Origin of the sequence: Inquilinus sp. CA228 (genome assembly GCF_052078665.1) — a bacterium.
Classification (GTDB): Bacteria; Pseudomonadota; Alphaproteobacteria; order DSM-16000; family Inquilinaceae; genus Inquilinus.
In genome coordinates, this window is the sequence record NZ_JBQJIK010000045.1 from 26,448 (window position 1) to 53,322 (window position 26,875).

At 68.9% G+C, this 26,875-nt stretch carries 26 protein-coding genes and 3 tRNA genes; 11 read left to right on the plus strand and 18 right to left on the minus strand.

All coding sequences use genetic code 11. The annotated features are described in order from the left end of the window. Nucleotides 1-3 precede the first annotated feature (3 nt). From rplC to ACTOWL_RS22015, 5 genes are all read right to left on the minus strand, one after another. Nucleotides 4-753: a 50S ribosomal protein L3 gene (rplC, locus tag ACTOWL_RS21995; protein WP_441323412.1), complete on the minus strand. Its 750-nt coding sequence runs from the start codon at nucleotides 751-753 to the stop codon at nucleotides 4-6. A 10-nt stretch (nucleotides 754-763) separates the two neighbouring features. Further along, nucleotides 764-1,072, minus strand: coding sequence for a 30S ribosomal protein S10 (gene rpsJ, locus ACTOWL_RS22000; RefSeq protein ID WP_026873858.1), 309 nt, complete (start codon nucleotides 1,070-1,072; stop codon nucleotides 764-766). Nucleotides 1,073-1,412: 340 nt separating this feature from the next. Beyond that, complete coding sequence (gene tuf / locus ACTOWL_RS22005; RefSeq protein ID WP_441323413.1) at nucleotides 1,413-2,603, minus strand: elongation factor Tu; 1,191 nt, start codon at nucleotides 2,601-2,603, stop codon at nucleotides 1,413-1,415. Nucleotides 2,604-2,651: 48 nt separating this feature from the next. Further along, nucleotides 2,652-2,725, minus strand: a tRNA-Gly gene (locus ACTOWL_RS22010). A gap of 56 nt (nucleotides 2,726-2,781) precedes the next feature. Next, nucleotides 2,782-2,866: transfer RNA gene (locus tag ACTOWL_RS22015), tRNA-Tyr, on the minus strand. Between the two features lie 128 nt (nucleotides 2,867-2,994). On the opposite strand from ACTOWL_RS22015, the gene rlmB reads away from it, so the two are divergent. From rlmB to ACTOWL_RS22030, 3 genes are read left to right on the plus strand one after another with little or no spacing between them, the layout of a single operon-like run. Beyond that, complete coding sequence (gene rlmB / locus ACTOWL_RS22020; RefSeq protein ID WP_441323414.1) at nucleotides 2,995-3,891, plus strand: 23S rRNA (guanosine(2251)-2'-O)-methyltransferase RlmB; 897 nt, start codon at nucleotides 2,995-2,997, stop codon at nucleotides 3,889-3,891. An 11-nt stretch (nucleotides 3,892-3,902) separates the two neighbouring features. Next, a complete protein-coding gene (locus tag ACTOWL_RS22025; RefSeq protein WP_441323415.1) occupies nucleotides 3,903-4,121 on the plus strand; it encodes a hypothetical protein in 219 nt (72 codons plus the stop codon). Continuing rightward, the gene (locus ACTOWL_RS22030; RefSeq protein WP_441323416.1) at nucleotides 4,066-4,635 is read left to right on the plus strand and encodes an SMI1/KNR4 family protein; all 570 of its coding nucleotides are present in this window, start codon (nucleotides 4,066-4,068) and stop codon (nucleotides 4,633-4,635) included. Before ACTOWL_RS22025 ends, ACTOWL_RS22030 begins: the two co-directional genes overlap by 56 nt. 27 nt (nucleotides 4,636-4,662) lie before the next feature. Here ACTOWL_RS22030 and ACTOWL_RS22035 read toward each other — a convergent pair whose 3' ends face one another. The 3 genes from ACTOWL_RS22035 to ACTOWL_RS22045 all read right to left on the minus strand — a co-directional run bounded on the left by ACTOWL_RS22035 (nucleotide 4,663) and on the right by ACTOWL_RS22045 (nucleotide 5,482). Continuing rightward, nucleotides 4,663-4,905, minus strand: a complete 243-nt coding sequence (locus ACTOWL_RS22035; RefSeq protein WP_441323417.1) for a GIY-YIG nuclease family protein — start codon at nucleotides 4,903-4,905, stop codon at nucleotides 4,663-4,665. A 107-nt stretch (nucleotides 4,906-5,012) separates the two neighbouring features. After that, nucleotides 5,013-5,088 (minus strand) — tRNA-Ile (locus ACTOWL_RS22040). An 85-nt stretch (nucleotides 5,089-5,173) separates the two neighbouring features. Continuing rightward, entirely contained in the window at nucleotides 5,174-5,482 is a 309-nt protein-coding gene (locus tag ACTOWL_RS22045; protein WP_441323418.1) for a hypothetical protein, read from the minus strand. A 395-nt stretch (nucleotides 5,483-5,877) separates the two neighbouring features. Between ACTOWL_RS22045 and ACTOWL_RS22050 the strand changes: the two genes are divergently transcribed. From ACTOWL_RS22050 to ACTOWL_RS22065, 4 genes are read left to right on the plus strand one after another with little or no spacing between them, the layout of a single operon-like run. After that, nucleotides 5,878-6,885 (plus strand): ABC transporter substrate-binding protein, encoded by a 1,008-nt coding sequence (locus tag ACTOWL_RS22050; RefSeq protein WP_441323419.1) that lies wholly within the window; start codon nucleotides 5,878-5,880, stop codon nucleotides 6,883-6,885. A gap of 1 nt (nucleotide 6,886) precedes the next feature. After that, entirely contained in the window at nucleotides 6,887-7,708 is an 822-nt protein-coding gene (locus tag ACTOWL_RS22055; protein ID WP_441323420.1) for an ABC transporter ATP-binding protein, read from the plus strand. Next, nucleotides 7,701-8,549, plus strand: coding sequence for an ABC transporter permease (locus tag ACTOWL_RS22060; protein ID WP_441323421.1), 849 nt, complete (start codon nucleotides 7,701-7,703; stop codon nucleotides 8,547-8,549). Before ACTOWL_RS22055 ends, ACTOWL_RS22060 begins: the two co-directional genes overlap by 8 nt. Before the next feature lie 23 nt (nucleotides 8,550-8,572). Then, on the plus strand, nucleotides 8,573-9,451 hold the full coding sequence (locus ACTOWL_RS22065) for a TauD/TfdA dioxygenase family protein (RefSeq protein ID WP_441323422.1): 879 nt from the start codon (nucleotides 8,573-8,575) through the stop codon (nucleotides 9,449-9,451). A gap of 49 nt (nucleotides 9,452-9,500) precedes the next feature. Here the strand turns inward: ACTOWL_RS22065 and ACTOWL_RS22070 are convergent, their stop codons facing one another. From ACTOWL_RS22070 to ACTOWL_RS22095, 6 genes are all read right to left on the minus strand, one after another. Then, the gene (locus tag ACTOWL_RS22070; RefSeq protein ID WP_441323423.1) at nucleotides 9,501-10,727 is read right to left on the minus strand and encodes an MFS transporter; all 1,227 of its coding nucleotides are present in this window, start codon (nucleotides 10,725-10,727) and stop codon (nucleotides 9,501-9,503) included. A gap of 183 nt (nucleotides 10,728-10,910) precedes the next feature. After that, nucleotides 10,911-12,404: a mannitol dehydrogenase family protein gene (locus tag ACTOWL_RS22075; protein ID WP_441323424.1), complete on the minus strand. Its 1,494-nt coding sequence runs from the start codon at nucleotides 12,402-12,404 to the stop codon at nucleotides 10,911-10,913. Between the two features lie 225 nt (nucleotides 12,405-12,629). Further along, nucleotides 12,630-14,582 carry an RNA polymerase sigma factor RpoD gene (rpoD, locus tag ACTOWL_RS22080; protein WP_441323425.1) on the minus strand — a complete coding sequence of 651 codons (1,953 nt, stop codon included), beginning with the start codon at nucleotides 14,580-14,582 and terminating at the stop codon, nucleotides 12,630-12,632. A gap of 160 nt (nucleotides 14,583-14,742) precedes the next feature. After that, nucleotides 14,743-16,581: a DNA primase gene (gene dnaG / locus ACTOWL_RS22085; protein ID WP_441323426.1), complete on the minus strand. Its 1,839-nt coding sequence runs from the start codon at nucleotides 16,579-16,581 to the stop codon at nucleotides 14,743-14,745. A 56-nt stretch (nucleotides 16,582-16,637) separates the two neighbouring features. After that, nucleotides 16,638-16,901: a type II toxin-antitoxin system RelE/ParE family toxin gene (locus ACTOWL_RS22090; RefSeq protein ID WP_441323427.1), complete on the minus strand. Its 264-nt coding sequence runs from the start codon at nucleotides 16,899-16,901 to the stop codon at nucleotides 16,638-16,640. A gap of 213 nt (nucleotides 16,902-17,114) precedes the next feature. Then, nucleotides 17,115-17,570 carry a GatB/YqeY domain-containing protein gene (locus tag ACTOWL_RS22095; protein WP_441323428.1) on the minus strand — a complete coding sequence of 152 codons (456 nt, stop codon included), beginning with the start codon at nucleotides 17,568-17,570 and terminating at the stop codon, nucleotides 17,115-17,117. A 155-nt stretch (nucleotides 17,571-17,725) separates the two neighbouring features. On the opposite strand from ACTOWL_RS22095, the gene carA reads away from it, so the two are divergent. From carA to ACTOWL_RS22110, 3 genes are all read left to right on the plus strand, one after another. Beyond that, nucleotides 17,726-18,886, plus strand: coding sequence for a glutamine-hydrolyzing carbamoyl-phosphate synthase small subunit (carA, locus tag ACTOWL_RS22100; RefSeq protein ID WP_441323429.1), 1,161 nt, complete (start codon nucleotides 17,726-17,728; stop codon nucleotides 18,884-18,886). Then, nucleotides 18,886-19,470 (plus strand): GNAT family N-acetyltransferase, encoded by a 585-nt coding sequence (locus tag ACTOWL_RS22105; protein ID WP_441323430.1) that lies wholly within the window; start codon nucleotides 18,886-18,888, stop codon nucleotides 19,468-19,470. Before carA ends, ACTOWL_RS22105 begins: the two co-directional genes overlap by 1 nt. Nucleotides 19,471-19,538: 68 nt before the next feature. Then, nucleotides 19,539-19,682, plus strand: a complete 144-nt coding sequence (locus tag ACTOWL_RS22110; protein WP_441323431.1) for a hypothetical protein — start codon at nucleotides 19,539-19,541, stop codon at nucleotides 19,680-19,682. A gap of 59 nt (nucleotides 19,683-19,741) precedes the next feature. On the opposite strand, the gene ACTOWL_RS22115 is transcribed toward ACTOWL_RS22110, so the two are convergent. The 4 genes from ACTOWL_RS22115 to ACTOWL_RS22130 all read right to left on the minus strand — a co-directional run bounded on the left by ACTOWL_RS22115 (nucleotide 19,742) and on the right by ACTOWL_RS22130 (nucleotide 23,386). After that, a complete protein-coding gene (locus ACTOWL_RS22115; RefSeq protein ID WP_441323432.1) occupies nucleotides 19,742-20,128 on the minus strand; it encodes a PRC-barrel domain-containing protein in 387 nt (128 codons plus the stop codon). Between the two features lie 351 nt (nucleotides 20,129-20,479). Continuing rightward, nucleotides 20,480-20,797, minus strand: coding sequence for a hypothetical protein (locus ACTOWL_RS22120; RefSeq protein ID WP_441323433.1), 318 nt, complete (start codon nucleotides 20,795-20,797; stop codon nucleotides 20,480-20,482). A gap of 329 nt (nucleotides 20,798-21,126) precedes the next feature. Then, nucleotides 21,127-21,999: an aldo/keto reductase gene (locus ACTOWL_RS22125; protein ID WP_441323434.1), complete on the minus strand. Its 873-nt coding sequence runs from the start codon at nucleotides 21,997-21,999 to the stop codon at nucleotides 21,127-21,129. Nucleotides 22,000-22,009: 10 nt separating this feature from the next. Beyond that, the gene (locus ACTOWL_RS22130) at nucleotides 22,010-23,386 is read right to left on the minus strand and encodes an adenylate/guanylate cyclase domain-containing protein (protein WP_441323435.1); all 1,377 of its coding nucleotides are present in this window, start codon (nucleotides 23,384-23,386) and stop codon (nucleotides 22,010-22,012) included. 189 nt (nucleotides 23,387-23,575) lie between these two features. Between ACTOWL_RS22130 and carB the strand changes: the two genes are divergently transcribed. Continuing rightward, nucleotides 23,576-26,827 (plus strand): carbamoyl-phosphate synthase large subunit, encoded by a 3,252-nt coding sequence (carB, locus tag ACTOWL_RS22135; RefSeq protein ID WP_441323436.1) that lies wholly within the window; start codon nucleotides 23,576-23,578, stop codon nucleotides 26,825-26,827. Nucleotides 26,828-26,875 lie beyond the last annotated feature (48 nt).

Below are 26,875 nucleotides of genomic sequence, written 5' to 3' on the forward strand. Positions count from 1 at the left end.
CGCTTAGCCCTCCTGGCCGGCGTTGTCGGCCCCAGAAGCCTCAACGGCTCCGGCCTCGACAGCAGCCGTCTCGGCGGCAGCCTTGCGGACCGCACCCGGGAACGGGACGTCCTTCGGCGCCGGCCGCTTGGCCGCGTCGCGGATCAGCACCCAGCCGCCCTCGGCGCCCGGGACCGCACCCTTGACCATGATCAGGCCGCGCTCGACATCGGTGGTGACGACGGTGAGGTTCTGCACCGTCACCCGCTCGGCACCGAGATGGCCGGCCATCTTCTTGTTCTTGAACACCTTGCCGGGGTCCTGCCGCTGGCCGGTCGAACCATGCGACCGGTGCGAGACGGACACGCCGTGCGAGGCGCGCAGGCCAGCGAAGTTCCAGCGCTTCATGACGCCGGCGAAGCCCTTGCCGATCGAGGTGCCGGTGACGTCGACGATCTGGCCGGCCACGAAATGGTCGGCGGTCAGCTCGTCACCGACGGTCAGCAGCGCGTCGGTGCTGACACGGAACTCGACCAGCTTCTTCTTCGGCTCGACCTCGGCCTTGGCGTAGTGGCCGCGAACCGCCTTGGAGACGTTCTTGACCTTGGCCTTGCCGGCACCGAGCTGCACCGCGGTGTAGCCGTCGGTCTCCTCGGTCTTCACCGCGACGACCTGGACGCCGTCGAGCTTGAGGACCGTGACCGGGACGTGCTGGCCTTCGGCGTCGAAAATTCGTGTCATGCCCAGCTTCTGGGCGATCAATCCGGAGCGCATCGTCACCGCCTCAGAGCTTGATCTCGACATCGACACCGGCCGCAAGGTCGAGCTTCATCAAAGCATCGACGGTCTGCGGCGTCGGGTCGACGATGTCGAGCAGACGCTTGTGGGTGCGGATCTCGAACTGCTCGCGCGACTTCTTGTCGACATGCGGCGAGCGGTTGACGGTGTAGCGCTCGATGTTCGTCGGCAGCGGGATCGGCCCACGCACCCGAGCACCGGTCCGCTTCGCGGTGTTGACGATCTCGCTGGTCGACTGGTCGAGCACGCGATGATCGAACGCCTTGAGGCGGATACGGATGTTCTGACTGTCCATCGTTCTGTATCCGAGTGTTCTTGCCGAGAGGTGGAAAACCGGCTCATTCCGGCCCCCACGTCGCGAACAGTCCAAAAAAAAACTCACCCAAGCCGCGAGGGGGCTCGGGTGAGGCGCGTTTCATAACCGAGCCCGCCCCGAATGTCACGCCCGGAATGCCGGTTGTGACGCTTTCGTGATCGGGCCCGCCATGCGCGAGGCTCAAGGCTTGTCGCCCGTCGCCCCTCTCATCCCGGGCCGCCCTTTCCGTGCCGCCTTGCGGCGGGGAACGGAGGTACGGTCCTTGGTCCTTCACGAGCCGGGAGCCGAAGCCCCCGCCCCATGATCCTTCAAGCCATCATCACTTGATGATGGAGGCGACGACGCCGGCGCCGACGGTGCGGCCGCCTTCGCGGATGGCGAAGCGCAGCCCCTCATCCATGGCGATCGGCGCGATCAGCGTGACCTTCATCGAGATGTTGTCGCCCGGCATCACCATCTCAGTGCCTTCCGGCAGCTCCACCACCCCGGTCACATCCGTCGTCCGGAAGTAGAACTGCGGACGGTAGTTGGTGAAGAACGGCGTGTGACGGCCGCCCTCTTCCTTCGTCAGGATGTACGCCTCGGCCTTGAACTCGGTGTGCGGCGTGATCGAGCCCGGCTTCGCCAGAACCTGGCCGCGCTCGACCTCCTCGCGCTTGGTGCCGCGCAGCAGCGCGCCGACATTGTCGCCCGCCTCGCCCTGGTCCAACAGCTTGCGGAACATCTCGACGCCGGTGCAGGTCGTCTTCACCGTCGGCTTCAGGCCGACGATCTCGATTTCCTCACCGACCTTCACGATGCCGCGCTCGATCCGGCCCGTCACCACCGTGCCGCGGCCCGAGATCGAGAACACGTCCTCGATCGGCATCAGGAACGGCTTGTCCTTCGGACGCTCCGGCTGCGGGATGTACGCGTCCACCTTCGCCATCAGCTCCAGGATCGCGTCGTGGCCCAGCTTCTTGTCGCCGTCCTCCAGCGCCACCAGCGCCGAGCCCGGGATGATCGGAATGTCGTCGCCAGGGAAGTCGTAGCTCGACAGCAGCTCGCGGACCTCGAGCTCGACCAGCTCCAGCAGCTCCGGATCGTCGACCATGTCGACCTTGTTCAGGAACACCACCAGCGCCGGAACGCCGACCTGGCGCGCCAGCAGGATGTGCTCACGGGTCTGCGGCATCGGGCCGTCCGCCGCCGACACCACCAGGATCGCCCCGTCCATCTGCGCCGCGCCCGTGATCATGTTCTTCACGTAGTCGGCGTGGCCCGGGCAATCCACATGCGCGTAGTGGCGGTTCTTCGTCTCGTATTCCACATGCGCCGTCGAGATCGTGATCCCGCGCGCCTTCTCTTCCGGCGCCTTGTCGATCTGGTCGTACGCCGTGTACGTCGCCCCGCCCGACTCCGCCAACACCTTCGTGATCGCCGCCGTCAGCGACGTCTTGCCATGGTCCACGTGACCGATCGTGCCGATGTTGCAGTGCGGCTTCGTCCGCTCAAACTTCGCCTTCGCCATTCTCTCGAAACCCTAATTCGTTCGCGGTTGGGACCTGTGTGTCCCGGATGGAGCGGGTGAAGGGAATCGAACCCTCGTATTCAGCTTGGAAGGCTGCTGCTCTACCATTGAGCTACACCCGCCCGGAAGTCCGGGACGCGCCATGTCCTCGACCGTGACATCGAAGCCAAGCGGGCCTTGGTGGAGGGGGCTGGATTCGAACCAGCGTACGCTATGCGGGCAGATTTACAGTCTGCTGCCTTTAACCACTCGGCCACCCCTCCAAAGGGCTTCGCCGCACGGCTCGGCGAATGGCGGGGCGGAATATCGACATCCCGGCGCGGAAGTCAAGCATGCGTGATGCGAAAATCGTAATCTTGACCCCGCCCGCCTCACAGCGCACAGGACGGCGATGACCCGCACACCCCAGAACCGCCCGCCCCGCGCCGCCCCGTCCCACGCGCCGCGACCCACCCCGCACCAGGGGCCCCACCAGGGCCAGCGCCCGGATCAGCGCGGCCCCGGCGGCCGTGCCCCCGACGGACGGCCGCCGGCGCGCGAGCCCGACCGCTACCTCTACGGCGTCCACGCCGCCGTCGCCGCGATCCTGAATCCGGAGCGGGAGATCACCCGGGTGCAATGCACCGAGGCCGGGCTGGCGAATCTGTCCGACGCCCTGGCGCAGGCGGCCGAGGCCGGCATCGACCGCCCGGCGCCGGAGATCGTCGACCGCGCCCTGATGGACCGTTTCCTCAAGGGGGCCGTGCACCAGGGCATCGCGCTCGAGGTCAAGCCGCTGGACGCGCCGGACATCGACGATCTCGGCCGCGAGGCGGAGCTGCGCGAAACCACGCAGAAGCGTAGCGTGGTGGTGGTGCTGGACCAGGTGACCGACCCGCACAATATCGGCGCCATCCTGCGCTCCGCCGCGGCCTTCGGGGCGCTGGCCGTGATCGTCACCGACCGCAACACGCCCGAGGTCACCGGCGTGCTGGCCAAGGCGGCGTCGGGCGCAGTCGAGCACGTGCCGCTGACCCGGGTGAAGAACCTGGCCCGGGCCCTCGAATCGCTCGGCGAATGGGGCTTCCGCCGGATCGGCCTGGCCGAGGAGGGCGAGGCGACCCTGGCCGAGGCGATGCAGGGCGATCGGGTGGCGCTGGTGCTGGGGGCCGAGGGCGAGGGCCTGCGCCACCTGACGCGCGAGACCTGCGACGTCCTGGCCCGGCTCTCGACCCAGGGCCCGATCGGCAGCCTGAACGTCTCCAACGCGGCTGCGATTGCGCTGTACGAGGCGGCAAGGGGGAGTTGACGGAGGAGATCATGGCCCGGAAGGCCTTCGACAAGATCATGGCGGGGCTGGAGGATGCGAAGGCGATCGCTGCGGGCACCGCCGATCCTGCTGACCACCGCGTCCATTCTCCAGGCAGAGTCGACGCGGGGATCATCCGCAAGCAGGATAAGCTGGGCCAAAGGGGGCCAGATGATGGACGATCTCACCATCGTCGCAATCCGGCGCCGGATTGCGACGAAAATCACTGATCTCGACGGGTTCTCGCCAGCGCGGTTGCAACCAGCCGACCCGAACGATATTGCCGATGACGAAAGACAGCTCGGCTTCTCGTTTCCGCCGCTGCTGAAGCGCATCTACACGGAAATCGGGAACGGAGGCTTCGGACCTGGCTATGGGCTGATCGGCCTGACGAACGGCGTGCCGGACGACACGGGCAAGACCGGGCCTGCCATCTACCGGCAGCTCCGAGACGGCGCCTCAGAGGACCCCTTTTGCGAATGGCCGGAAAGGCTCCTGCCGATCTGCCATTGGGGATGCGCCATTCTGTCGTGTGTCGACTGTTCCGATCCGAACTTCCGGGTGCAGATTTTCGATCCGAACGTACATGACGGCGACGATTGGGCTGATGCGTTCTTCGAGGAATCGCCCAGTTTCGAAGAGTGGATAGGAGCCTGGGCCTCCGGCGTCGATCTATCGAAGCTGATGTATGGCGAGCAGGGGCACATCACCCAGCTTCTGGCAGCCCGAAATTCGATTCCCTAAGTCAGCACACGACCCCAGCGTGGCGAATCAGACCAACCTCTTCTTCGTAAAAGCTCTGCCGGAGTGCGATTTGAGGTACTTCTCAAACGCCAGGGCTTTGAGCTTATCCGGAAAAGCGCAGTACCAGACCAACTCCCAGGGCTTGAACTTGGCTGTGTGGGTGGATTTGCCTGCGTTGTGATCGGCGATCCGCTGTTTCAGATCAGCGGAGGCACCAACGTACTCCTGGTCGGGAGAGGCCGTGCTTCGGATGATGTAGACGTACCACACGGCGCCAGTCCGTCTTCGCTTCCGCTGCGCTCCAGCTACGCCGGACACTGCTTCGCCCTAACGGTTTCGGCGTGGCTGCGCCACGCGAAGCCCGTAAGGGCGAAGCGTGGTGGGCCCGGCAGGATTCGAACCTGCGACAACACCGTTATGAGCGGCGGGTTCTAACCGCTGAACTACAGGCCCGTCCGGCGCCCTTCTAGCAAGCGGCGCCGGCGCGGGGAAGTCGGTTGCGGCGCCCGGCGTGGGCCGTCCGGGCGCCGCGACCCGGTTACTGGGCCTTCTGGCCGCCGCCCATCATCTGCTTGATGATGCCGACGATGACCATCAGGACGCCGCCGCCGACGCCGCCACCGACGATGTGGCCGATGATCGAGCCGATGTCGAGGCTGCCGCTGGCGGCCGCCGCGCCGAGGCTGGGGACGATCGCCCCCAGGATCTGGCCGCCGATGCCGCCGCCGACGATGCCGGCGACCGAGTTCCAGAGAGTGCCGAGATTGTATTGCTTGAGCGCGGCGCCGGCCACATTGCCGCCGACCGCACCTGCCACGAGCTGGATGATCAAGGTCACGATGTCCATCAGATCTCCTTCCGATCGATGGAGCGCCGTCGGGCGGTGCGGCGCAAAGGCAACCGACTCGCCGAATCATCGGCACCGCACAAATAATGATGCGCCTCGACTCGCCTCTTCTCAAGAGATATTTGGGAACGGACGGAGACCGTTTCCCTGCATCCGAAGAACCCACCGTGTCGTCGGCAGGCGATTTCGACGGTTCTATTGTCGGATTTACAGCCTCGTTACAGAGTCGGACGGTATCGGTTCAGACTCGGGACGGAAGTCCATAGCCGGGTCGGATGAGGGATAAATCACATAATAATTTTGATATATAACATATAACACAAACTAATTGGATTGATATTTCCAGCTTTCCCCCAAATCTTCGTCCTATTGCCGCCCAGCCAGAGACCGCCACCATGCGCCCCAGCCTTTCCCTCCTCGCCGCCGCCGCGACGCTGCTCGCTTTGGCCGCCCCAACGGCGCAGGCCGAGACCGAGACGCTGCGGATCGCGCAGCAATTCGGCATCTCCTACCTGCCGATGATCGTGGCCAAGCAGCAGAAGCTGATCGAGGCCGCGGTCGCCGAGGCCGGGCTGCCGGCGCCGGAGATCGAGTGGATCCAGGTCAGCGGCGGCGCGGCGATGAACGAGGCGCTGCTGTCCGGCAGCCTGGACGTGGCCGCGGCCGGGGCGCCGCCGGCGATCACGCTGTGGGCCAAGACCCGCGGGTCGATCGACGTCAAGGGCATCGCCGCGCTGGGCTCGATGCCGATCTACCTGACCACCAGCAACCCGCAGGTGAAGACGCTGGCCGACTTCACCGACCAGGACCGGATCGCGCTGCCGGCGGTGAAGGTCGGGTTCCAGGCGGTGCTGCTGCAGATGGCGGCGGCCCAGGCCTTCGGCGAGGACCAGGCGACGAAGCTGGACGACCTGACCGTCAGCATGGCGCATCCGGACGCAACTGCGGCCCTTCTCTCCGGCGGCTCCGAGGTCACCGCCAATTTCGGCGCCCCGCCGTTCCAGAACCAGCAGCTGCAGGACCCGAAGATCCACCGGGTGCTGAGCAGCTTCGACGTGCTGGGCGGACCGCACACCTTCAACGTGATCTACGCCACCGGCGCCTTCTATGCCGAGAACCCGAAGACCGTGGCGGCGATCGTCACCGCGCTGGACCGCGCCGACCAGTTCATCCAGGCCCACCCGGCCGAGGCAGCGAAGCTGTACATCGCGGCCGAATCGTCGAAGCTGCCGGAGCCCTTCGTCGAGGCGCTGATCACCGCCGCGGACACGCGCTACACCGTGGCGCCCGAAAACATCCTGAAATTCGTCGAATTCCAACACCGCATCGGCCAGATCAAGACCACCACATCGGATTGGCGCGACCTGTTCTTCCCGCCGCTGCACGACCGGCAGGGCAGTTGAGATGGCGGCCCCTGCCCTCGCCCTGGTTCCCGAACTGGCTGCGGCACCGGCGCTGCGGGTGGAGGGCGTCACCCTGTCCTATGCCGTCGACGGCCGGACCGTGACCGCGGTCGAGGATGTCAGCCTGGACATCCGCCGCGGCGAGCGGCTGGTGCTGCTGGGCCCGTCCGGCTGCGGCAAATCGAGCCTGCTGAAGAGCATCGGCGGCTTCCTGCCGCCCGCGTCCGGCCGGGTGCTGCTGGACGGGCGGCCGGTGTCGCGCCCCGGACCCGACCGGATGATGGTGCTGCAGGATTTCGAGCAGCTGCTGCCCTGGCTGACGGTGCGGCGCAACCTGGTCGCGGCCCTGTCCTGGGCCAGGCGCACCCGCCGGGCCGAGGCGGAGGCGACCGCCGACGACATGCTGCAGCGCGTCGGCCTGGCGCGGGTGGCCGACCAGTATCCGAACACGCTGTCGGGCGGGATGAAGCAGCGCGTCGCCATCGCCCGCGCTTTGGCGCTGCGGCCCGAGGTGCTGCTGATGGACGAGCCCTTCGCCGCGCTGGACGCCATGACCCGGCGCCGGATGCAGGAGGAGTTGCTGGCGCTGTGCGAGGAGACCGGCGTTACCACCCTGTTCGTCACCCATGCGATCGACGAGGCGATCGTGGTCGGCAGCCGGATCGTGGTGATGACCGCGCATCCCGGCCGGATCCGCGCCGTGATCGACCTGCCGGGCGGCCGCGGACCCGACCGGGGCGACCCGGCCTTCGCCGCGCTGGAGGCCCGGATCGGCGGGCTGATCGCCGACCAGATCGGCTACTCGGAGACGGCCGATGGTTGACTATCAGGGCCTGCTGCAGGCCGGGTCGCCGCTGCGACCGGCCAAGGCCGAGGCGCCCGCGCGGCGATGGATCGGCACCGGGCCCTGGCGCCGGCTGCTGATCCTGGCGGCGCTGGCGGCGGTGTGGGAGATCACGGCGCGGATCGTCGGCAGCCCGCTGCTGCTGCCCGGCTTCCTGACCACCCTTGCCGCCTTCGGCCAGGGCGTGGCCAGCGGCGAGCTGCCGCTGCGCACCCTGGCCTCGCTGCAGGTGCTGGTGGCGGGCTACGCCATCGGCGTGGTCGCCGCGGCGATCCTGGCCGGGCTGGCCACCGCCAGCCGCCTCGGCGCCGAGCTGCTGTCGACCCTGACCGCGATGTTCAACCCGCTGCCGGCGATCGCGCTGTTGCCGATCGCCCTTCTGTGGTTCGGCCTGGGCACGCCCAGCCTGCTGTTCGTGATCGTCCATTCGGTGCTGTGGCCGCTGGCGCTGGCCGCCCATTCCGGCTTCCGCGCCGTGCCGCGGCCGCTGGCCATGGTCGGGCAGAATCTCGGACTCGGCGGCGCCGCCTATGTCGTCCGCATCCTGGTGCCGGCCGCCTTCCCGGCGATCCTGGCCGGGCTCAAGATCGGCTGGGCCTTCGCCTGGCGCACCCTGATCGCCGCCGAGCTGGTGTTCGGCGTCTCCTCCCGCTCCGGCGGGCTCGGCTGGTTCATCTACGTCAACCGCAACCAGCTGGAGACGGCCAACGTCTTCGCCGGCCTGCTGACCATCATCCTGATCGGCCTGCTGGTCGAAAGCCTCTTGTTCCGCACCCTGTCCCGGCTCACCGTCGAGCGCTGGGGCACGCAGAACCCCTGATCGACGGAAACGGAAACGCCGCCATGTCCTTCACCACCCGTCCTTTGTCCGAGCTGCTGGGCCTCGAGATCTCCGGGCTCGACCTCGCCGCCCCGCCGGACGACGCCACCTTCGCCCGGGTCAAGTCGCTGTTCGAGGCCAATTCGGTCGTGGTGTTCCGCGACCAGCGCTTCACGCCGCAGCAGCACATCGATTTCAGCCGCCGCTTCGGCGAGCTGGAGATCCATGTGCAGCACCATTTCCACCTGGCCGGGCACCCGGAGATCCTGATCGTCTCGAACGAAACGCGGGAGGACGGCACGCCGCTGGGCCTGGCCGATGCCGGCCGCTACTGGCATTCCGACCTGTCCTACAAGGCGGAGCCGAGCCTGGGGTCGCTGCTGCATGCCCAGACCCTGCCGCCGGTCGAGGGCGACACCCTGTTCGTCAGCATGGCCGCCGCCTATGACGCGCTGGACGATGCGATCAAGACGCAGATCGAGACCCTCACGGCCGTGCACGACTACACCGCCCGCAACGTGGCGCAGCAGGCCAAGAGCTCGCTGCGGCCGGGTCTGACCGCGGACCAGGCGAAGTCGGTGCCGCCGGTGACCCATCCGGTGGTGCGGGTGCATCCGGCCACCGGCCGCAAGGCGCTGTTCGTCAACGAGGGCTTCACCACCCATATCGTCGAGCTGGAGCGGCCGCAGAGCGACGCGTTGCTGCGCCGCCTGTTCGCGCACATGACCCAGCCGCAGTTCCAGTACCGGCACCGCTGGCAGGCGCACGACCTGGTGTTCTGGGACAACCGCGCCACCATCCACCTGGCCACCGGCTGCCCGCCGCATCTGGCCCGCACCCTGTACCGCACCACGGTAAAGGGCGACCGCCCGATCGGCCCGCGCGACCGGGCGGCGGCCTGAAGACGGCTGCGCCGTCCCCGCGGCAGGACGGGGACGGCGCGCCGGGCACTCACGCCGGCTGCAACTGCCGGCTCTGCCGTGACGGCAAGGGCGGGAAGGCCAGCGCGATGACGACGGCCGCGAGCCCGATGCCGAACGACCCGATGAACAGCCAGTTGTAGACGCTGAAGGTGTCGAACACCCAGCCGCCGGCCAGCGGCCCCAGCGCCATGCCGATGCTGGAGGCCATGGTCACTGCACCGAACACGGTGCCCATCGCGGCCTGGCCGAAATACTCGCGCGCCAGCACGGCGTAGAGCGGCATCACGCCGCCATAGGCGGTGCCGAAGATCACGGCCAGCAGGTAGAACTCGCCGAGATTGGCGACGAACAGATAGGCGCCGATGACGACCGCCTGCACCAGCAGCCCTGCCACCAGCACGCGCTTGACGCCGAGGCGGTCGGCCAGGACGCCGAGCAGCAGGCGCCCGCCGAGGCCGGCCAGCCCCTCGACACTGTAGATGGTGACGGCGGCCAGCGGCGCGACGCCGCAGGTGATGGCATAGCTGACCATGTGGAAGATCGGCCCGGAATGGGCGGCGCAGCACAGGAAGAAGGTCGCCGCCAGGACCGCGAATTGCGGCGTGCGGAAGGCGCTGCCCGCCGACATGTCGCCGATTTCGCCGGACGGCGCCGGGGCCTCGGCGCCGCCAGCCGCGACCGGTGGCCGACGCACCAGCAGCCCGGCCGGCAGCAGCAGGACCCACGCGGCGATGCCGATGACCAGCATCGCCGTCCGCCAGTCATAGGCCGCCACCAGCCAGGCGGCGAAGGGCGAGACGGTCATCGGCGCCACGCCGATGCCCGCCGACACCAGCGACACGGCCAAAGCGCGATGGGTGTCGAACCAGGCGGTGGCGGCGGCCACCATCGGCGCGAAGAAGGCCCCGGCCGCCAGCCCGACCAGCGTGCCGTAGATCAGCTGGAACGAAGCGAGCGTGGTGGCCTGGCTGGCCAGGACCAGCGCCAGCCCCAGCAGCGCCGCGCCGCTGAGCACCACGATCCGGGCGCCGATGCGGTCGCTGATTGCGCCCCAGGCGAAGCCGGCGGCGCCCATGACCAGGAAGTTGAGGGTCATGGCGCTGGAGATGCCGGCCCGGCTCCAGCCGGTGTCGGCCGCCATCGGCTGCAGGAAGATCGCCAGCGAGAACATCGCGCCGATGCCGACGCAGGTCATGAGCGCGCCGACACCGATGATGACCCAGCGATAGGAATTGTCCGTCCGCGGCTGCAACATAGGGGCCTCTTCCGCATGGCGCCGGATCGCTTCCGGAGGGGACCATCCCGCCCCGGAGCGCCGGCTCTCATGCTGAAGACGAACGGGCCGGCCGGGAATCGACATTCCAGCCGAAAAATTTTACCTTCCGGTAAAGCATCCCCGCGAGGCATGGCGCCCCGCGGAAGACGTCACGCCCGGATCTCAGCCCTCCAGGCGAGCATAGGACGCGGCCGTCGCCTTGGCGCCGTGGCGGTACAGGGCGTCGAGGGCGCGCGTCACCGTGGCGCGGAACTGCGGGTGTTCGGCCAAGTCGTCGCCGAACACGGCGCGGACGCCGAGCAGCGCCGGCGCCAGGTGCTCCGCCACCGGCCCAGCCCTGCGCGCGATCGCGGCGAGGTCGGCGGCCAGCGGGTCGCGGACGTCGATCGGCTTGCCGGCCTCGTCGGTGCCGGCCACGTAGCGCATCCAGGCGGCGACGCCGAGGGCATGGCGGTCGACCGGCAGGCCGCGCGCCAGCCGGTCGCGCACGGTGCCGAGCAGCCGCTGCGGCAGCTTCTGCGTCCCGTCCATGGCGATCTGCCAAGTGCGGTGCTTCAGCGCCGTGTTGCGGAAGCGGTCGATCAGCGAGCGCCTGTAGCCCGCGACATCGGCGCCGGGCGGCAGGGTCAGGGTCGGGGTGGAATCGGCCATCAGCGCCTCGACGAAGGCGGCGATGCCCGGCTCCGCCATCGCGGAGGCAACCGTCTCGCAGCCGGAGAGGTAGCCGAGATAGGCCAGCGAGGAGTGGCTGCCGTTGAGCAGCCGCAGCTTCATCGTCTCATAGGGCGCGACCTCCGACACCAGCGTCGCCCCCGCCGCCTCCCAGGCCGGGCGGCCGGACAGGAAGCGGTCCTCGATCACCCATTGCAGGAAGGGCTCGGTGACGATCGGCCAGGCATCCTCGACCCCGAGTGCTGTGGCGATCCGGCCGCGATCCTCGTCGGTGGTGGCCGGCACGATCCGGTCGACCATGGTCTCGGGGCAGGCGATCTCGCCCTCGACATAGGCGCCGAGATCGGGCGAGACCAGCGCGGCGAAGCGCGACAGGATGCGATGCAGGGTGCGGCCATTGGCCGGCAGGTTGTCGCAGCACAGCGGGGTGAAGGGCGCCAGCCCCTCTACCCGGCGGCGGGCGATCGCCCGGGCCAGGATGCCGATGGCCGACCGCGGCGCCTCGGGATGGGCCAGGTCGTGGACGATGTCGGGATGGCTCTCGTCCAGCCGGCCGGTGGCCGGGTCGTGGCAGTAACCCTTCTCGGTCACGGTCAGGCTGGCGATGGCAACCGAGGGCCGGCACAGCGCGTCGAGCAGCGCGGCGGGCGATTCCGGCGCCACCAGCACGTCGCGGACGGCGCCGATGACGCGCAGCGCCTCGCCGTCGCTGTCGCGCACCGACAGGGTGTAGAGCCCGTCCTGCGGCACCAGCGCGTCGCGCGTGTCCGGGCTGCGCAGGCTGGCGCCGAGGATGCCCCAGCGCCGATCGCCGGCCGCCAGCACGTCGTCGGTGCAGACCGCCTGATGGGCGCGGTGGAAGGCGCCGATGCCGAGATGGACGATGCCGGTGGCGACCGCATCGCGGTCATAGCCCGGCCGCGCCACTGATGCCGGCAGCCCGGCCAGGGCAGCCGTCCCGAGCCGCCGCGAGGATTGGGTCATGCGCCGCGCCCCTTGCGGCCGGAATGATCACAAAGCATCGACGGCGCCCTCTCCCTGATCTTGTCTTCCCTGCGGTAGCGCCGATCGATGCCGGACACAACCTTTCGAATCCCGCTGCGATCCTAGTATGGCAGTTTGAAAGACAGCAATGTCCGCTCAGTGCCAGGCCCAAACGAAAACGGGCAGCCCGAAGACTGCCCGTTCATAGCCGGAACTCGCGTTCGCTCAGGTATCGAGGAAGCTGCGCAGCTTGCGGCTGCGGCTCGGGTGCTTCAGCTTGCGCAGCGCCTTCGCCTCGATCTGGCGGATGCGCTCGCGCGTCACCGAGAACTGCTGGCCGACCTCCTCGAGGGTGTGGTCGGTGTTCATGCCGATGCCGAAGCGCATGCGCAGCACCCGCTCCTCGCGCGGCGTCAGCGAGGCCAGGACGCGCGTGGTGGTCTCGCGCAGATTGGCCTGGATCGCGGCGTCGAGCGGCTGGACCGCGTTCTTGTCCTCGATGAAGTCGCCGAGATGGCTGTCCTCCTCGTCGCCGATCGGCGTCTCGAGGCTGATCGGCTCCTTGGCAATTTTGAGGACCTTGCGCACCTTCTCCAGCGGCATCAGCAGGCGCTCGGCCAGCTCCTCCGGGGTCGGCTCGCGGCCGATCTCGTGCAGCATCTGCCGGCTGGTGCGAACCAGCTTGTTGATCGTCTCGATCATGTGCACCGGGATGCGGATGGTCCGCGCCTGGTCGGCGATCGAGCGGGTGATCGCCTGCCGGATCCACCAGGTGGCATAGGTCGAGAACTTGTAGCCGCGGCGGTACTCGAACTTGTCGACCGCCTTCATCAGCCCGATGTTGCCCTCCTGGATCAGGTCCAGGAACTGCAGCCCGCGGTTGGTGTACTTCTTGGCGATCGAGATCACCAGGCGGAGATTGGCCTCGACCATCTCCTTCTTGGCGCGCCCGGCCTCCTTCTCGCCCTTCTGCACGGTCGAGACAATGCGGCGGTACTCCGAGATCGGCAGGCCGACCTCGTCCGAGATCTGGCTGATCTGGCCGCGCACCCGCTGAGCCCCGGTGCCGTTCTTCTCGGCGAACTTGGCCCATTTCTTGTCGAGGCCGCGCACCCGCTCGATCCAGCTCGGGTCGAGCTCGTGGCCAAAATAGTTCTGCAGGAAGGATTCGCGGCTGACCCCGCCCTCGACGACCAGGCGCATGAGCTGGCCTTCCAGCCCCATCAGCTTGCGGTTCTGGGCGTAGAGCTGCTCGACCAGCTGCTCGATCCGGACATTGTTGAGGTGCACGCCGTCCATCAGGCGGACCATGTCCTCCTTCAGCTTGTCGTACTTGGCATCGGCCTGCTTGGAGATCGCCTCGCCCTTCTGGATATGGGTCAGGCGCTGCTCCTGCAGCTTGTGCATCTTCTGGTAGGTCTGCTCGATCGACTCGAAGGTCTCGAGCACCTGCGGCTTCAGCGCCTCTTCCATGGCGGAGAGGGAGATGCCGCCGTCGTCGTCATCGCCTGCCTCGCCAGCCCCGCCGGCCGCGGCCTCGCCCTCGGCTTCCGGCTCGGGCTCCTCCTCGGCCTCGCTCGCGCTTGCGCTCATGGCCAGCGCCTCGCCCTCCGGGCTGGCGCCGTAGGTGGCGTCGAGGTCGATGATGTCGCGCAGCAGCATCTTCCCGTCCTTCAGGGAGGAATGCCACTCGATCATAGCGCGGATGGTCAGCGGGCTTTCGCAGATGCCGCCGATCATCATCTCCCGGCCGGCCTCGATGCGCTTGGCGATGGCGATCTCGCCCTCGCGCGACAAGAGCTCGACCGAGCCCATCTCGCGCAGATACATGCGCACGGGGTCGTCGGTGCGGCCGACATCGTCGTCGTCGAGGTTGCCGGCATTGCGGCCCTCGCCATCGGCATCGCCGGTGGCCGCCGCGGTGTCGTCCGACTCCTCGTTCTCGACGACGTTGATGCCCATCTCGGACAGGTTCGAGGTCACGTCCTCGATCTGCTCGGACGAGGTCAGGTCCGGCGGCAGGGCGGCGTTCAGCTCGTCGATGGTGACGTAGCCGCGCTCCTTGCCCTTGGCGATCAGCTTCTTCACCGCCTGGACGGTCACGTCCATCGAGGCGCCGTCCGCGCTGTCCTCGCGCGTCTCGGCCGAATCCGCTGCCGCAGCTGTCTTGGTTGCCATCTGCACCCGTGCCCCTTCGCCCGCCGCCGTCGGGCCCCATTGTCAAGAGGGGCCCGAAGCTGGCTCTCATACCTAAGCTTCCGCGCGCAAGGAAGGGGCACGACTCGAATCATGCCTGCCCCGCCCTAGCGCGGTATCAACTCCATCCCGGCCCGGCGGGTCAGAACCCGCCCGGCACCGCCTGCCGCCGCTCGATCTCCTGCCGCAGCCCGTGCCAGCGTTCCAGCGCGGCCTCCGTACCCTGCCGCGCCAGGTCGCGCGCGGCATCCGCGAATTCGCGCCTGAGGGCGCGCAGCTCGAGATGCCCCATGACCATGGCCCAGCCGGTGCGCGCCTCCTCCAGAGGAGCCTCCGGCCGGGTGAAGGGCCATTTCCTGCGAATGCGGTCGACCAACGCCGGCGGCAATCCATCGGCTTCGGGAACACTCAGGTAGGGCCGTGTCCGCTGTGAATCAAGTCCGTCCGAGTCGGAGTCCGATTCGGGGCCATGCGAATCGCCGAGTCGCGCCAGCAGCGACTGGCGCAGCGAATCGAGGCCCGAATCGGGGATCTCGATCCTGGTGAAGCCCTCGCCGACCTCCTCGCCGAGGCCCGGATGCGCGGCGAGAAGGCACAACAGGACGCAGATCGCCAGGCGGTCGTCCTGCTCGTCGCGGATCGATTGCGGCTTGGGCCCGACCGGCGCCGGCGGCTTGCCGCCCGGCCGCCACTCCTGCCGCTTCGGCCGCCAGGGATAGGCCTCCTCGAACCGGGCCCGCAGCTCGGCCAGGTATTGGCCCTGCACCGCCGGGTCGGCGATCCGCCGGGCCTGGGCCTCGACCCCGGCGCGCAGGCCGGCCCGGCCCTCCGGCGTCTCCAGCCGGTGCATCGTGGTCTGGCGGTCGAACAGCACCCGGACCAGCGGCAGCGCGCTCTCCAGCACCGCCCGCATGGCCGCGCCGCCGCCGGAGCCGCGGATCAGGCTGTCCGGGTCCTCGCCCTGCGGCAGGAAGGCGATGCGGGCGGAATGGTCCGGCTTCAACTGCGGCAGGATCCGGTCCATCGCCCGCCAGGCGGCGCGCCGCCCGGCCTCGTCGCCGTCGAAGCACAGCACCGGCACCGGCGCCATCTTCCACAGCTCGACGATCTGCTCCTCGGTCAAGGCGGTGCCGAGCGGCGCCACCGCCGCCTCGAAGCCGGCGCGGACCAGGGCGATCACGTCCATGTAGCCTTCGGCCACGATCACGGTCTGGCCCTGCGACGCCGCCTGCCGGGCGCGGGACATGCCGTAGAGGAGGTTTCCCTTGTGGAACAGCGGGTTGTCCGGGCTGTTGATGTATTTCGGCCCGTCCCCCTCCATGATCCGGCCACCGAAGGCGACGGTGCGGCCGCGCCGGTCGGCCACCGGGAAGATCACCCGGTTGCGGAAGAAGGAGTAGAGGTCGCGGCCGTCATCGGGCCGGCGGGCCAGCCCGACCTCCTCGATCATCGAATCCTGGAAGCCCTGGCCGCGCAGATGCTTGATCAGCTTGCCGCCGTCGCCGGGGGCGAAGCCCAGGCGGAAGCGCGAGATCGTGTCGCCGTCCAGGCCGCGGCCCTTGAGGTAGTCACGGGCCGACCGGCCGGCGGCGCCGCGCAGCTCGGCCTCGAAGAAGGCGCAGGCGGATTCGACCACGTCGTACAGCGTCTTCTGCCGTTCGAACCGGGCCCGGTCCTCCGGCTCGGCCTTCGGCACCTCCAGCCCGGCCTGGGAGGCCAGCGTCTCAATCGCCTCCATGAAGGACAGGCGGTCGTGCTGCATCACGAAGGCGATGGCGTCGCCGGTGGCGCCGCAGCCGAAGCAGTGGAAGAAGCCCTTCTGGTCGTTGACCGTGAAGCTCGGCGTCTTCTCCTTGTGGAACGGGCAGCAGGCCTTGAACTCGCCCTTGGTGCTGCGCTGCAGCGGCACCCGCTTGCCGACCACGTCGGACACCTGGAGGCGGGTGCGCAGCTCTTCGAGGAAGCCGGGAGGAAGGGACATGCACAGGTTCTATCGGGCGGGAAACATCTCAGACTAACGCGATTCCCGGTACAGGCTCAGCGGTTCTGAGCTCCGTGCCAGATGCGAGCGATTTCAACGCGATCCGTGACGCGATACACGACGACGTAAGGGGCGACGACAAGCTCACGCGTTCCGAACTCGATGCCGGGCCGGCCCCGTCTCGGGAGCCGCTCCAGGCTGTCGGCGGCGCTAATGATTTGCACCGCAAGCCGGGAGGCCGCCCATGGATTGCTGTCTTCGATATAGGCGACAATACGATCGAGATCGTCCAGCGCCGGAGGCGACCAGATTACTTGCACTCAGGCTTCGGCAGCCGTTTCCCAGTGCCCCAGGACAACAGCCAGCGCCGCACCTCTTCATGAGGCACCGAACGACCAGCATCGAGTGCAGCCAAACCTTCCCGAATCGCCGCACGCTTCGCGGCGGTTTCGGGATCGTCCGGCGGCTGGATCGGCGCGGGCTTTTTCATACCTCCAATATAGTCACCTTTCGGCCGGCATGCCACCCGCTCCTCAGCCCAGCTGCGCCTTGACCGCGGCCGAGACCTTGGAGAAATCCATCCGGCCGGCGTAGCGCGACTTCAGCTCGGCCATCACCCGGCCCATGTCCTTCATGCCGGCGGCGCCGAGGTCCTGGATCACCGCGCCGATCGCCGTCGCCGCCTCGGCCTCGCCCATCGCCTGGGGCAGCCAGCGCTCGATCACCACGATCTCGGCCTGCTCCTTGTCGACCAGATCCTGCCGGTTGCCCTGCTGGTACAGGACGATGCTCTCGCGCCGCTGCTTCACCATGGTCTGCAGCAGGGACAGGATCTCCTCGTCCGGGATGCCGTCCATGTTGCCCTTGGCGCGGGCGTCGATGTCCTTGGTCTTGAGCGCGGCGATGATCATCCGCACGGTCGAGAGCGTGCGCTCGTCCCGGGCCTTCATCGCTTCCTTGAGCGTGTCGGTGAACTGGGTGCGCAGCATGATCGGATCCTCCTGACAGAAGCGGCGCGAATGTCGGCCATTCGGCCGGCATAGGCAAGAGAAGGGGGCGGCCATTCCGCCAGCGCGGGCAAGAGGGGCTGGAATCTTGCAACCACCCGTGCTTTATGCCTGGAAATTCAGACCCCGAGGTTGCCATGTCCCACACCGCTCCGCCCCCCGGCGCCACTGCGGCGCTCGTGCTCGCCGACGGCACGGTGCTTTGGGGCCGCGGCATCGGCGCCGCCGGCCGGGCGATCGGCGAGGTCTGCTTCAACACCTCGATGACCGGCTACCAGGAGATCATGACCGATCCGTCCTATGCCGGGCAGATCGTCACCTTCACCTTCCCGCATATCGGCAATGTCGGCGCCAACCCCGAGGACGTCGAGACCGGGACCACGGCGGCGCGCGGCCTGGTGCTGCGCGACGACATCACCGAGCCGTCGAACTGGCGCGCCACCCGCGACTTCGACGACTGGCTGCAATCCTTCGGCCTGATCGGCATCGCCGGGGTCGACACCCGCGCCCTGACCCGCCGCATCCGCGACGCCGGCGCCCCGACCGGGGTGGTGATCCACGCCCCGGACGGCGATTTCGACATCGCCACGGCGCTGGCCGAGGCCGAGGCCTGGCCTGGCCTCGAGGGCATGGACCTGGCCAAGGAGGTGTCCTGCACCCAGACCTATCGCTGGGACCAGACGCGCTGGGCGCTCGGCACCGGCTACGGCACGCTGGAGGCGCCGAAGCGCAAGGTCGTGGCGATCGATTTCGGCGCCAAGCGCAACATCCTGCGCTGCCTGGCCTCGACCGGCTGCGAGGTCACCGTGGTGCCGGCGACGACGACTGCCGAGGACGTGCTGAGCCACGGCCCGGACGGGGTGTTCCTGGCCAACGGCCCGGGTGACCCGGCGGCGACCGGCACCTATGCCGTGCCGACGATCAAGGCGCTGCTCGACACCGGCCTGCCGATGTTCGGCATCTGCCTCGGCCACCAGATGCTGGCCCTGGCGCTGGGCGCCCAGACCGGCAAGATGGCGCGCGGCCACCGCGGCGCCAACCACCCGGTCAAGGACCTGACCACCGGCAAGGTCGAGATCACCAGCCAGAACCACGGCTTCCAGGTGCTGGCCGAGAGCCTGCCGGACAGCGTCGAGGTCACCCATGTCAGCCTGTTCGACGGCTCGAACGAAGGGCTGCGGCTGAAGGGCCGGCCGGTGTTCTCGGTGCAGTACCACCCCGAGGCCAGCCCGGGGCCGCAGGACAGCCACTACCTGTTCCAGCGCTTCGTCGACCTGATCGACGCCCACAAGCGCTGATGCCGCAGCGCACGCCGCCGCGCCTGCTCGGCGCCAGGGTCTTCCTGACCCTGGCCGGGCCGGCCGACGGCGCGGCGCTGGCCGCCTTCCACGACCGGGAATGGGACCAACTCGGCCCCTGGCTGCCGCCGCGCAGCGCGGCCTGGCGGACGGAGCCGCATTGGCGCCGCTGGGGCGCCGAGGCGGTCGACCTGTTCCTGGACGACCGCGCCGTGCGGCTGGTGCTGCGCCGGATCGACCGGCCGGACGCCGGCATCGTCGGGCAGTTGAACCTGAACATGCTGGCGCGCGGCGCCTTCCAGGCGGCGACGCTGGGCTACCAGATGGCCGCGGCGCAGCAGGGCCAGGGGCTGATGCGCGAGGCGCTGGAGATGGCGATCCCCTATGCCTTCGGCCCGCTGGGCCTGCACCGGCTGATGGCCAACCACCTGCCGGAGAACGCCCGCAGCGCCGCCCTGCTGCAGCGCCTGGGCTTCGTCCGCGAGGGCTATGCCAAGGACTACCTGTTCATTGGCGGCGCCTGGCGCGACCACGTGCTGACGGCGCTGACCAACCCCGATCCGGCCGACCCGCCGGCGGCATAGCCCGGAACCCGCCTCCCCTCCCTGCCGTTGCCTTTTCACCAAGGCCACTGCCAGCGAGAGGAGGCGACATGCCGGACGACCGCCCGCCCACGCTCAGCAAGACCGAGGCCCGCCAGGGCGAGACCAGCGGCCATATGCGCTGGGTGCTCCACGCCTCCATGACGCTCGCGGTCATCGTTCTCGGCGCCGTGCTGCTGTGGTGGATCTTCTGACCGGGCAAAGAAGGGGCGGCCGCGGGGCCGCCTCAAGTCTTCCCAGCCTGAACTCGTCGTCACATCCAATAGGGCGGCACGCGGTAGTAGTCGTGCACCTGCTGCGCCCATTGCCGGTCGTCCCAGTCGAAGCGCTCGCCCCTGTCGTGCGCGGGCGCGCCGCGCAGCTGGTCCTCGGTGATGTCCAGCTCATAGGCGTCGAGCGCCTCGTTGTAGGTCAGCATCGACCACGGCAGGGCGTAGTAGTCCTCGCCGATGCCGAGGAAGCCGCCAAAGGTCATCACCGCATAGCCGACGCGGCCGGTGCGCTTGTCGATCATCACTCGCTGGATGGTGCCGATCCGGTCGCCGTTCGGCCGCCGCACCGGGGTGTTCTCGACCTTGTCGCTGGCGATCAGCCGCTCGGTCTCGCGCGTGCTGAGATCGCGGGCTGCCTGGGCCTGCATGTCGCTCTCCCGGGGTTGTTGATCTCACGGAATCAACGGCCCGGTTGGCCCGCCGGTTCCCCCGGAACCGGAGCCGGCGGCGGGCGATTGACCAGGAGACCGCTATTCCCGGAGAAGCGAGGCCGCGATGATGAGCGATCCGAAGCCGCCCCCCGACAACCCAACCCGCCCGCCGATGCCGAATCCGCGGCCGGACACGCCGCCGGACGGGCCGGGACAGCCGCCACCGGAGGTGCCTCCGGCAGGCCCGGCCGAGCCGCCCCTGCCGGATCCGGTCCGGATGTGACCGATGAAAAAGGCCGGCCCCGCAGGGCCGGCCTCGATCATTCTCGGATCACGGCGCGATCAGTTTCAGCGCCAGGGGTTGTAGGGGCGGCGCCAGTCGTGCCAGCTGTTGCGGCGCCAGTCCCGGCGGTCATGGCGCCAATCGCGGCGGTCATGGCGCCAGTCGCGGCGATCATGGCGCCACTGATCGCGACGCCAGTCCCGGCGGTCGTGCCGCCAGCTGTCGCGACGCCAGTCCACTTTGGTGGCGAGGTTCGCGTCGCCCTGTCCGTTCCACACCGCCGGGGCGGCCACTGGCGCGGGCGCCCGGTCCTGGGCGAAGGCGGCGCCGGAGGCGCCGGCGAGGAGCAGAGCCGCCGAGGCGGCCACGAGAAGACGCTTCATACCAGACAACATAGGGTTGATCCCTCTTCCATCAACCGGCGATGTTCCCTGGGAAACAGCCGGCTCCCCCATTCCACGCCCTATCCTGAAGATTCCGTCGTCGATAGAAGCTACAACAGCAAGCATACGGCTACAAACCAAGCGAGAACGCCGCCAAATTCCTTTTAGAACACGAAGAGATCACAAAGAGGACACAATCTGAATTCACTGCGGATTGCAAAACCTTACGAAAACTCAATTATCAATACCCGATCAACGATGACGGCCATTGGCTCCGGACCGAATCCGGTCGAGAGAGCGACGGCGATCCGGGGTGGGCCGGCCGGCGGTCAGAGGATGGCGAGCGGCATCTTCCGGCGCGGCGGCGGGAAGGCCTGGTCCAGCGCCGCCAGGTCGGCCTCCTCGAGGACGAGGTCGAGGGCCTTGCGGTGGTCGCGCAGGCGCTCGATCCGGCTGGATTTCGGGATGGCGACGACGCCCTGCCGGGTCAGCAGCCAGGCCAGCGCCACCGTGGCCGGCGCCACGCCGTGCCGGCGGGCAACGCCGCCGAGGCCGGGGTTGCCGAGCAGCCGGCCCTGGCCGAGCGGCGAATACGCCATCACCGGCAGGCCGCGGTCCTGGCACCAGGGCAGCAGGTCCCATTCGATGCCGCGCGCCGACAGGCTGTAGCAGACCTGGTTCGTCGCCGTGCGGTCGCCGCCCGCCTCGCCGGCCCAGGCCGCCACGTCGTCGCGGTCGAAATTGCTGACGCCCCAATCGACCAGCTTGCCGTCCTGCCGCAACCGCTCGAACGCCTCGATGGTCTCGGCATGGGGCGTCCCGCCCTGCCAATGCAGCAGGTACAGGTCGATGCGGTCGGTGCCGAGCCGGCGCAGGCTACGCTCGCAGGCGTCGATCGCGCCCGTCCGGCCGGCATTGTGCGGATAGACCTTGCTGACCAGGAAGACACCGTCGCGGCGGCCGTGGATCGCCTGGCCCGCCACCTCCTCGGCGCCGCCCTCGCCATACATCTCGGCGGTGTCGATCAGGGTCAGGCCGAGGTCGAGCCCGGCGGCCAGCGCCGCCGCCTCCTCGTCGGCCTCGCGCCGGTCCTCGCCCATGCCCCAGGTGCCCTGCCCCAGGATCGGCATGGCGGCGCCGGAGGGCAGCGCCACCGTGGTCTCGCCCGCCGGTCGGCGGCGCAGCCCGTCAGTGCCGGTCATTCCGTGCCTCCTATTCCGCGATCGCCATCCGATCCTGCGGCATCGCCCCGGCGGCGGCCAGGGTCCAGATCGTCAACGACCCCTGACGGCCGCGGATCTCCGCCTGGCCGGCCGGGTCGAACGCCCCCAGCACCTCTGGCGGGCAGCCCTCACGGCCGGCCTGGACGACGGCCGCGTCGCTCGCCACCACCCGGGCGGCGAGACGGCGGCTCAGCCGCTCCAGCCGGCTGGCGACGTTGACGGTGTCGCCGACGACGCCGAATTCGAGGCGCCGCTCGTCGCCGATATTGCCCATCACCACCAGGCCGTAATGCAGGCCGATGCCGACCTCGACCGGCACCGCGCCGCGGGTCTGCCGCTTGGCGTTCCAGCGCTCGACCTCGCTGCACATCGCCCGGGCACAGCTGAGCGCGTTGCTGGCGTCGCGCGGGCCGGGCTGCGGCGTGCCGAAGGTCGCCATCACGCAGTCGCCGATATATTTGTCGATCGTGCCCTCATGGGCGAAGACCTGCTGCGCCATGCGCCGGTGGAAGCTGCGCAGCAGCGCCACCACCCGCTCCGGCGCCAGCCCCTCGGCCTGGCCGGAGAAGCCGACGATGTCGACGAACAGGATCACCGCCGGCTGGCGCTGGATCTCTCCGAGCGGCGTCGCCGACGCGGCGAGCCGGCCGACCAGGTTGGGCGAGAAGTAGCGCGACAGCGCCGCCTTGGCCGCCTCCATCCGCGCCGCCCGCCCGACCAGCTTGCGCGAGCGCCACACGGCCAGCGCCAGCACCACCGTCATCAGCACCAGGACGACGGTCTGGATCATCCACAGCGTGCTGCTGACGGCGTGCGGGTCGAGCAGCATCGACACCCGCTTGGCACTGGCGTCCGGGCCGTCGACCACATCGCCGGCGCTGGTGACGATGCTGTCCGGCTGTGTCGCCAGCCAGGCGAAGCCGAGCGACCAGGACACGGCCAGCGCCCCGCCGACCAGCAGCACCAGCTTGGGTGAATAGCTGAGCGCCACGCCGCACAGGAACAGCAGCAGGAACAGGAAGTTCGGAATTCGCTGGGTGAACTGGACCGGCAGGTCGGACCCGAACAGCGGGTTCGGCGCCACCATCACGAAGGTCAGCACCACCGCGTCCAGCACCAGGAAGGCGCCGACGCCCCAGACGCCGATGCTGCCGCGGCGCTGCAGCAGATAGGGGATCAGGCCGAGCACCAGGAAGACGGCCATCAGGCCGATATAGGCGACCGACCGCTCGGCCGGGATGGTCAGCACGACGTAGAGGGCCAGCAGCGCCAGCACCAGGACACGGCCGTAGAAGACGTAGGACAGGCCCTCCCGCTCCATGGCGCCCAGGATGCCAAGGGGCGCCGCCTGCGCCGGTTTCGCCATGCCGCCCTCCAGCCCGATGATGCGCTGCAAATGGGGCGCCGGAGCCGGTTTCGCCAGGGCCCGGATGACGACAGGTCGCCCCTGCCCTGCGCCATGCGGTCGCCCCGGGGCTTTCCCCGCGCGCGTTCCTTCCTTATAAGAGCGCGCTCCTTCGGGAGCGTGCCCCCCGTACCCAGCAGGCCGCCCCCCATGCCCAAGCGCACCGACATCCGCTCGATCTGCATCATCGGCGCCGGACCGATCGTGATCGGCCAGGCCTGCGAGTTCGACTATTCCGGCGCCCAGGCCTGCAAGGCGCTGAAGCAGGAGGGCTACCGCGTCATCCTGGTCAACTCCAACCCGGCGACGATCATGACCGATCCGGAGCTGGCGGACGCGACCTATATCGAGCCGATCACGCCGGAGTTCGTCACCCGCATCCTCGAGGCCGAACGTCCGGACGCGCTGTTGCCGACCATGGGCGGGCAGACGGCGCTGAACACCGCCATGGCGCTGGCCGAGAACGGCACGCTGGAACGGCTGGGGATCGAGCTGATCGGGGCCAAGCGGGACAGCATCGAGAAGGCCGAGGACCGCGCCAAGTTCCGCGAGACCATGGACGAGATCGGCTTGGAATCGCCGAAGAGCGTGGTGGTGCACAGCCTGTCCGAGGCGATCGACGCGCTGCCGGCCGTCGGCCTGCCGGCGATCATCCGCCCGTCCTTCACCCTCGGCGGCACCGGCGGCGGCATCGCCTACAACCGGGTCGAGTTCGAGGAGATCGTCCGCTCCGGCCTCGCCGCCAGCCCGACCCGCGAGGTGCTGATCGAGGAATCCGTCCTCGGCTGGAAGGAGTTCGAGATGGAGGTGGTCCGCGACCGGGCGGACAACTGCATCATCATCTGCTCGATCGAGAACATCGATCCGATGGGCATCCACACCGGCGACAGCGTCACCGTCGCCCCGGCCCTGACGCTGACCGACAAGGAATACCAGCGGATGCGCGACGCCTCGATCGCGGTCTTGCGCGCGATCGGCGTCGACACCGGCGGGTCGAACGTGCAGTTCGCGGTCGACCCCGAGACCGGCCGCATGGTCGTGATCGAGATGAACCCGCGGGTCAGCCGCTCCTCCGCCCTGGCCTCGAAGGCGACCGGCTTCCCGATCGCCAAGGTCGCGGCCAAGCTGGCAGTCGGCTACACCCTCGACGAGCTGACCAACGACATCACCCAGGTGACCCCGGCCAGCTTCGAGCCGACGATCGACTACGTCGTCGTCAAGATGCCGCGCTTCACCTTCGAGAAGTTCCCGGGCGCCGAGCCGACCCTGACCACCAGCATGAAGTCGGTCGGCGAGGCGATGTCGATCGGCCGCAACTTCGCCGAGGCGCTGCAGAAGGCGCTGCGGTCGATGGAGACCGGGCTGACCGGCCTGGACGAGGTCGAGATCCCGGGCGTCGCCATGGACGCGCCGGACCCGCAGGTGATCCGTGCCGCCCTGGCCCGCCCGACCCATGACCGGCTGCTGGTGATCGCCCAGGCGATGCGCCTCGGCCTCGGGGTCGAGGAGATCCGCGCCGCCTGCAAGTTCGACCCCTGGTTCCTGCGCGAGATCGAGAAGATCGTCGCCGCCGAGGAAGAGGTGCGGCGCTACGGCCTGCCCGAGGACGCCCAGGGCTTCTCCCGGCTGAAGCGGATGGGCTTCTCCGACGCCCGGCTGGCGAAGCTGGCCGATGTCAGCGAAGCCGAGGCGACCTCGGCCCGCCGCGGCCTGGGCGTGACCCCGGTCTACAAGCGGATCGACACCTGCGCCGGCGAGTTCGCCTCGGCCACGCCCTACATGTACTCGACGCACGAGGCCGGCTTCGATGAGGGCGAGTGCGAATCCGACCCGACCGACCGCGAGAAGATCGTCATCCTCGGCGGCGGCCCGAACCGGATCGGCCAGGGCATCGAGTTCGACTATTGCTGCGTCCACGCCGCCTATGCGCTGAAGGAGGCCGGCTACGAGACCATCATGGTCAACTGCAACCCGGAGACGGTGTCGACCGACTACGACACCTCGGACCGGCTCTACTTCGAGCCGCTGACCGCCGAGGACGTGATCGAGCTGATCCGGGTCGAGCAGGAGCGCGGCACGGTCAAGGGCGTGATCGTCCAGTTCGGCGGCCAGACGCCGCTGAAGCTGGCGCATGACCTGGAGGCGGCCGGCATCCCGATCCTGGGCACGCCGAAGGATGCGATCGACCTGGCCGAGGACCGCGAGCGCTTCCGTGACCTCTTGGACAAGCTGGGCCTGCGCCAGCCGAAGAGCGGCATCGCCCATTCGGTCGAGGAGGCGGAGGCGATCGTGCAGGAGGTCGGCTTCCCCTGCCTGATGCGCCCGTCCTACGTGCTGGGCGGCCGGGGCATGGAGATCGTGCACGACCTGCAGGGCTTCCGCCGCTACATCACCACGGCCGTCAAGGTCTCCGGCCGCAACCCGGTGCTGATCGACCGCTACCTGCAGGACGCGATCGAGGTCGATGTCGACGCGGTGCGCGACGGCGACGAGGTCTATGTCGCCGGCATCATGGAGCATATCGAGGAGGCCGGGATCCATTCCGGCGACAGCGCCTGCGCCCTGCCGCCCTATTCCCTGTCCGCCGCCGTGGTCCAGGAGATCGAGCGCCAGACCCGGATGCTGGCCGACGGCCTCGGCGTCATCGGGCTGATGAACGCCCAGTTCGCGGTCAAGGACAACGAGGTCTACGTCATCGAGGTCAACCCGCGCGCCAGCCGCACGGTGCCCTTCGTGGCCAAGGCGACCGGCACGCCGATCGCCAAGATCGCGGCCCGGGTGATGGCCGGCGAGAAGCTGGCCGACTTCACCCTGACCGGCCCGACCCCGCCCTACACGGCGGTGAAGGAGGCGGTGTTCCCGTTCAACCGCTTCCCCGGCGTCGACGTCATCCTGGGGCCGGAGATGAGGTCGACCGGCGAGGTCATGGGCCTGGACCGCGACTTCGGCCGCGCCTTCGCCAAGAGCCAGCTGGGCGCCAACCAGAAGGTGCCGCTGTCCGGCACCGTGTTCGTCTCGGTCAAGGACCGCGACAAGCCGGCGATCCTCGCGGTCGCCCGCCGCATCGCCGAGCTGGGCTTCGAGATCCTGGCCTCGACCGGCACCGCCAAGGCGCTGGAGGAGGGCGGGCTCAAGGTCCGGCGCATCAACAAGGTGATGGAGGGCCAGCCGCACATCGTCGACGCCATCCTGAACGGCGAGGTCCAACTGGTGTTCAACACCACCGACGGCGCCCAGACGGTGCGCGACAGCTTCGGCTTGCGCCGCGCCGCGCTGGTCAATAACATTCCCTACTCGACGACCGTGGCCGGGGCGCGCGCGACTGTGGAGGCCATCGCCGCGCTGAAGGCCGGGGCGCTTGAAGTCGCCCCGCTGCAATCCTACCTAGGTTCGGCGCGGTAGCACCGGGGGCAGGGATACGAGCAGGTCTGGAGGCCGGCGTCCTGGACG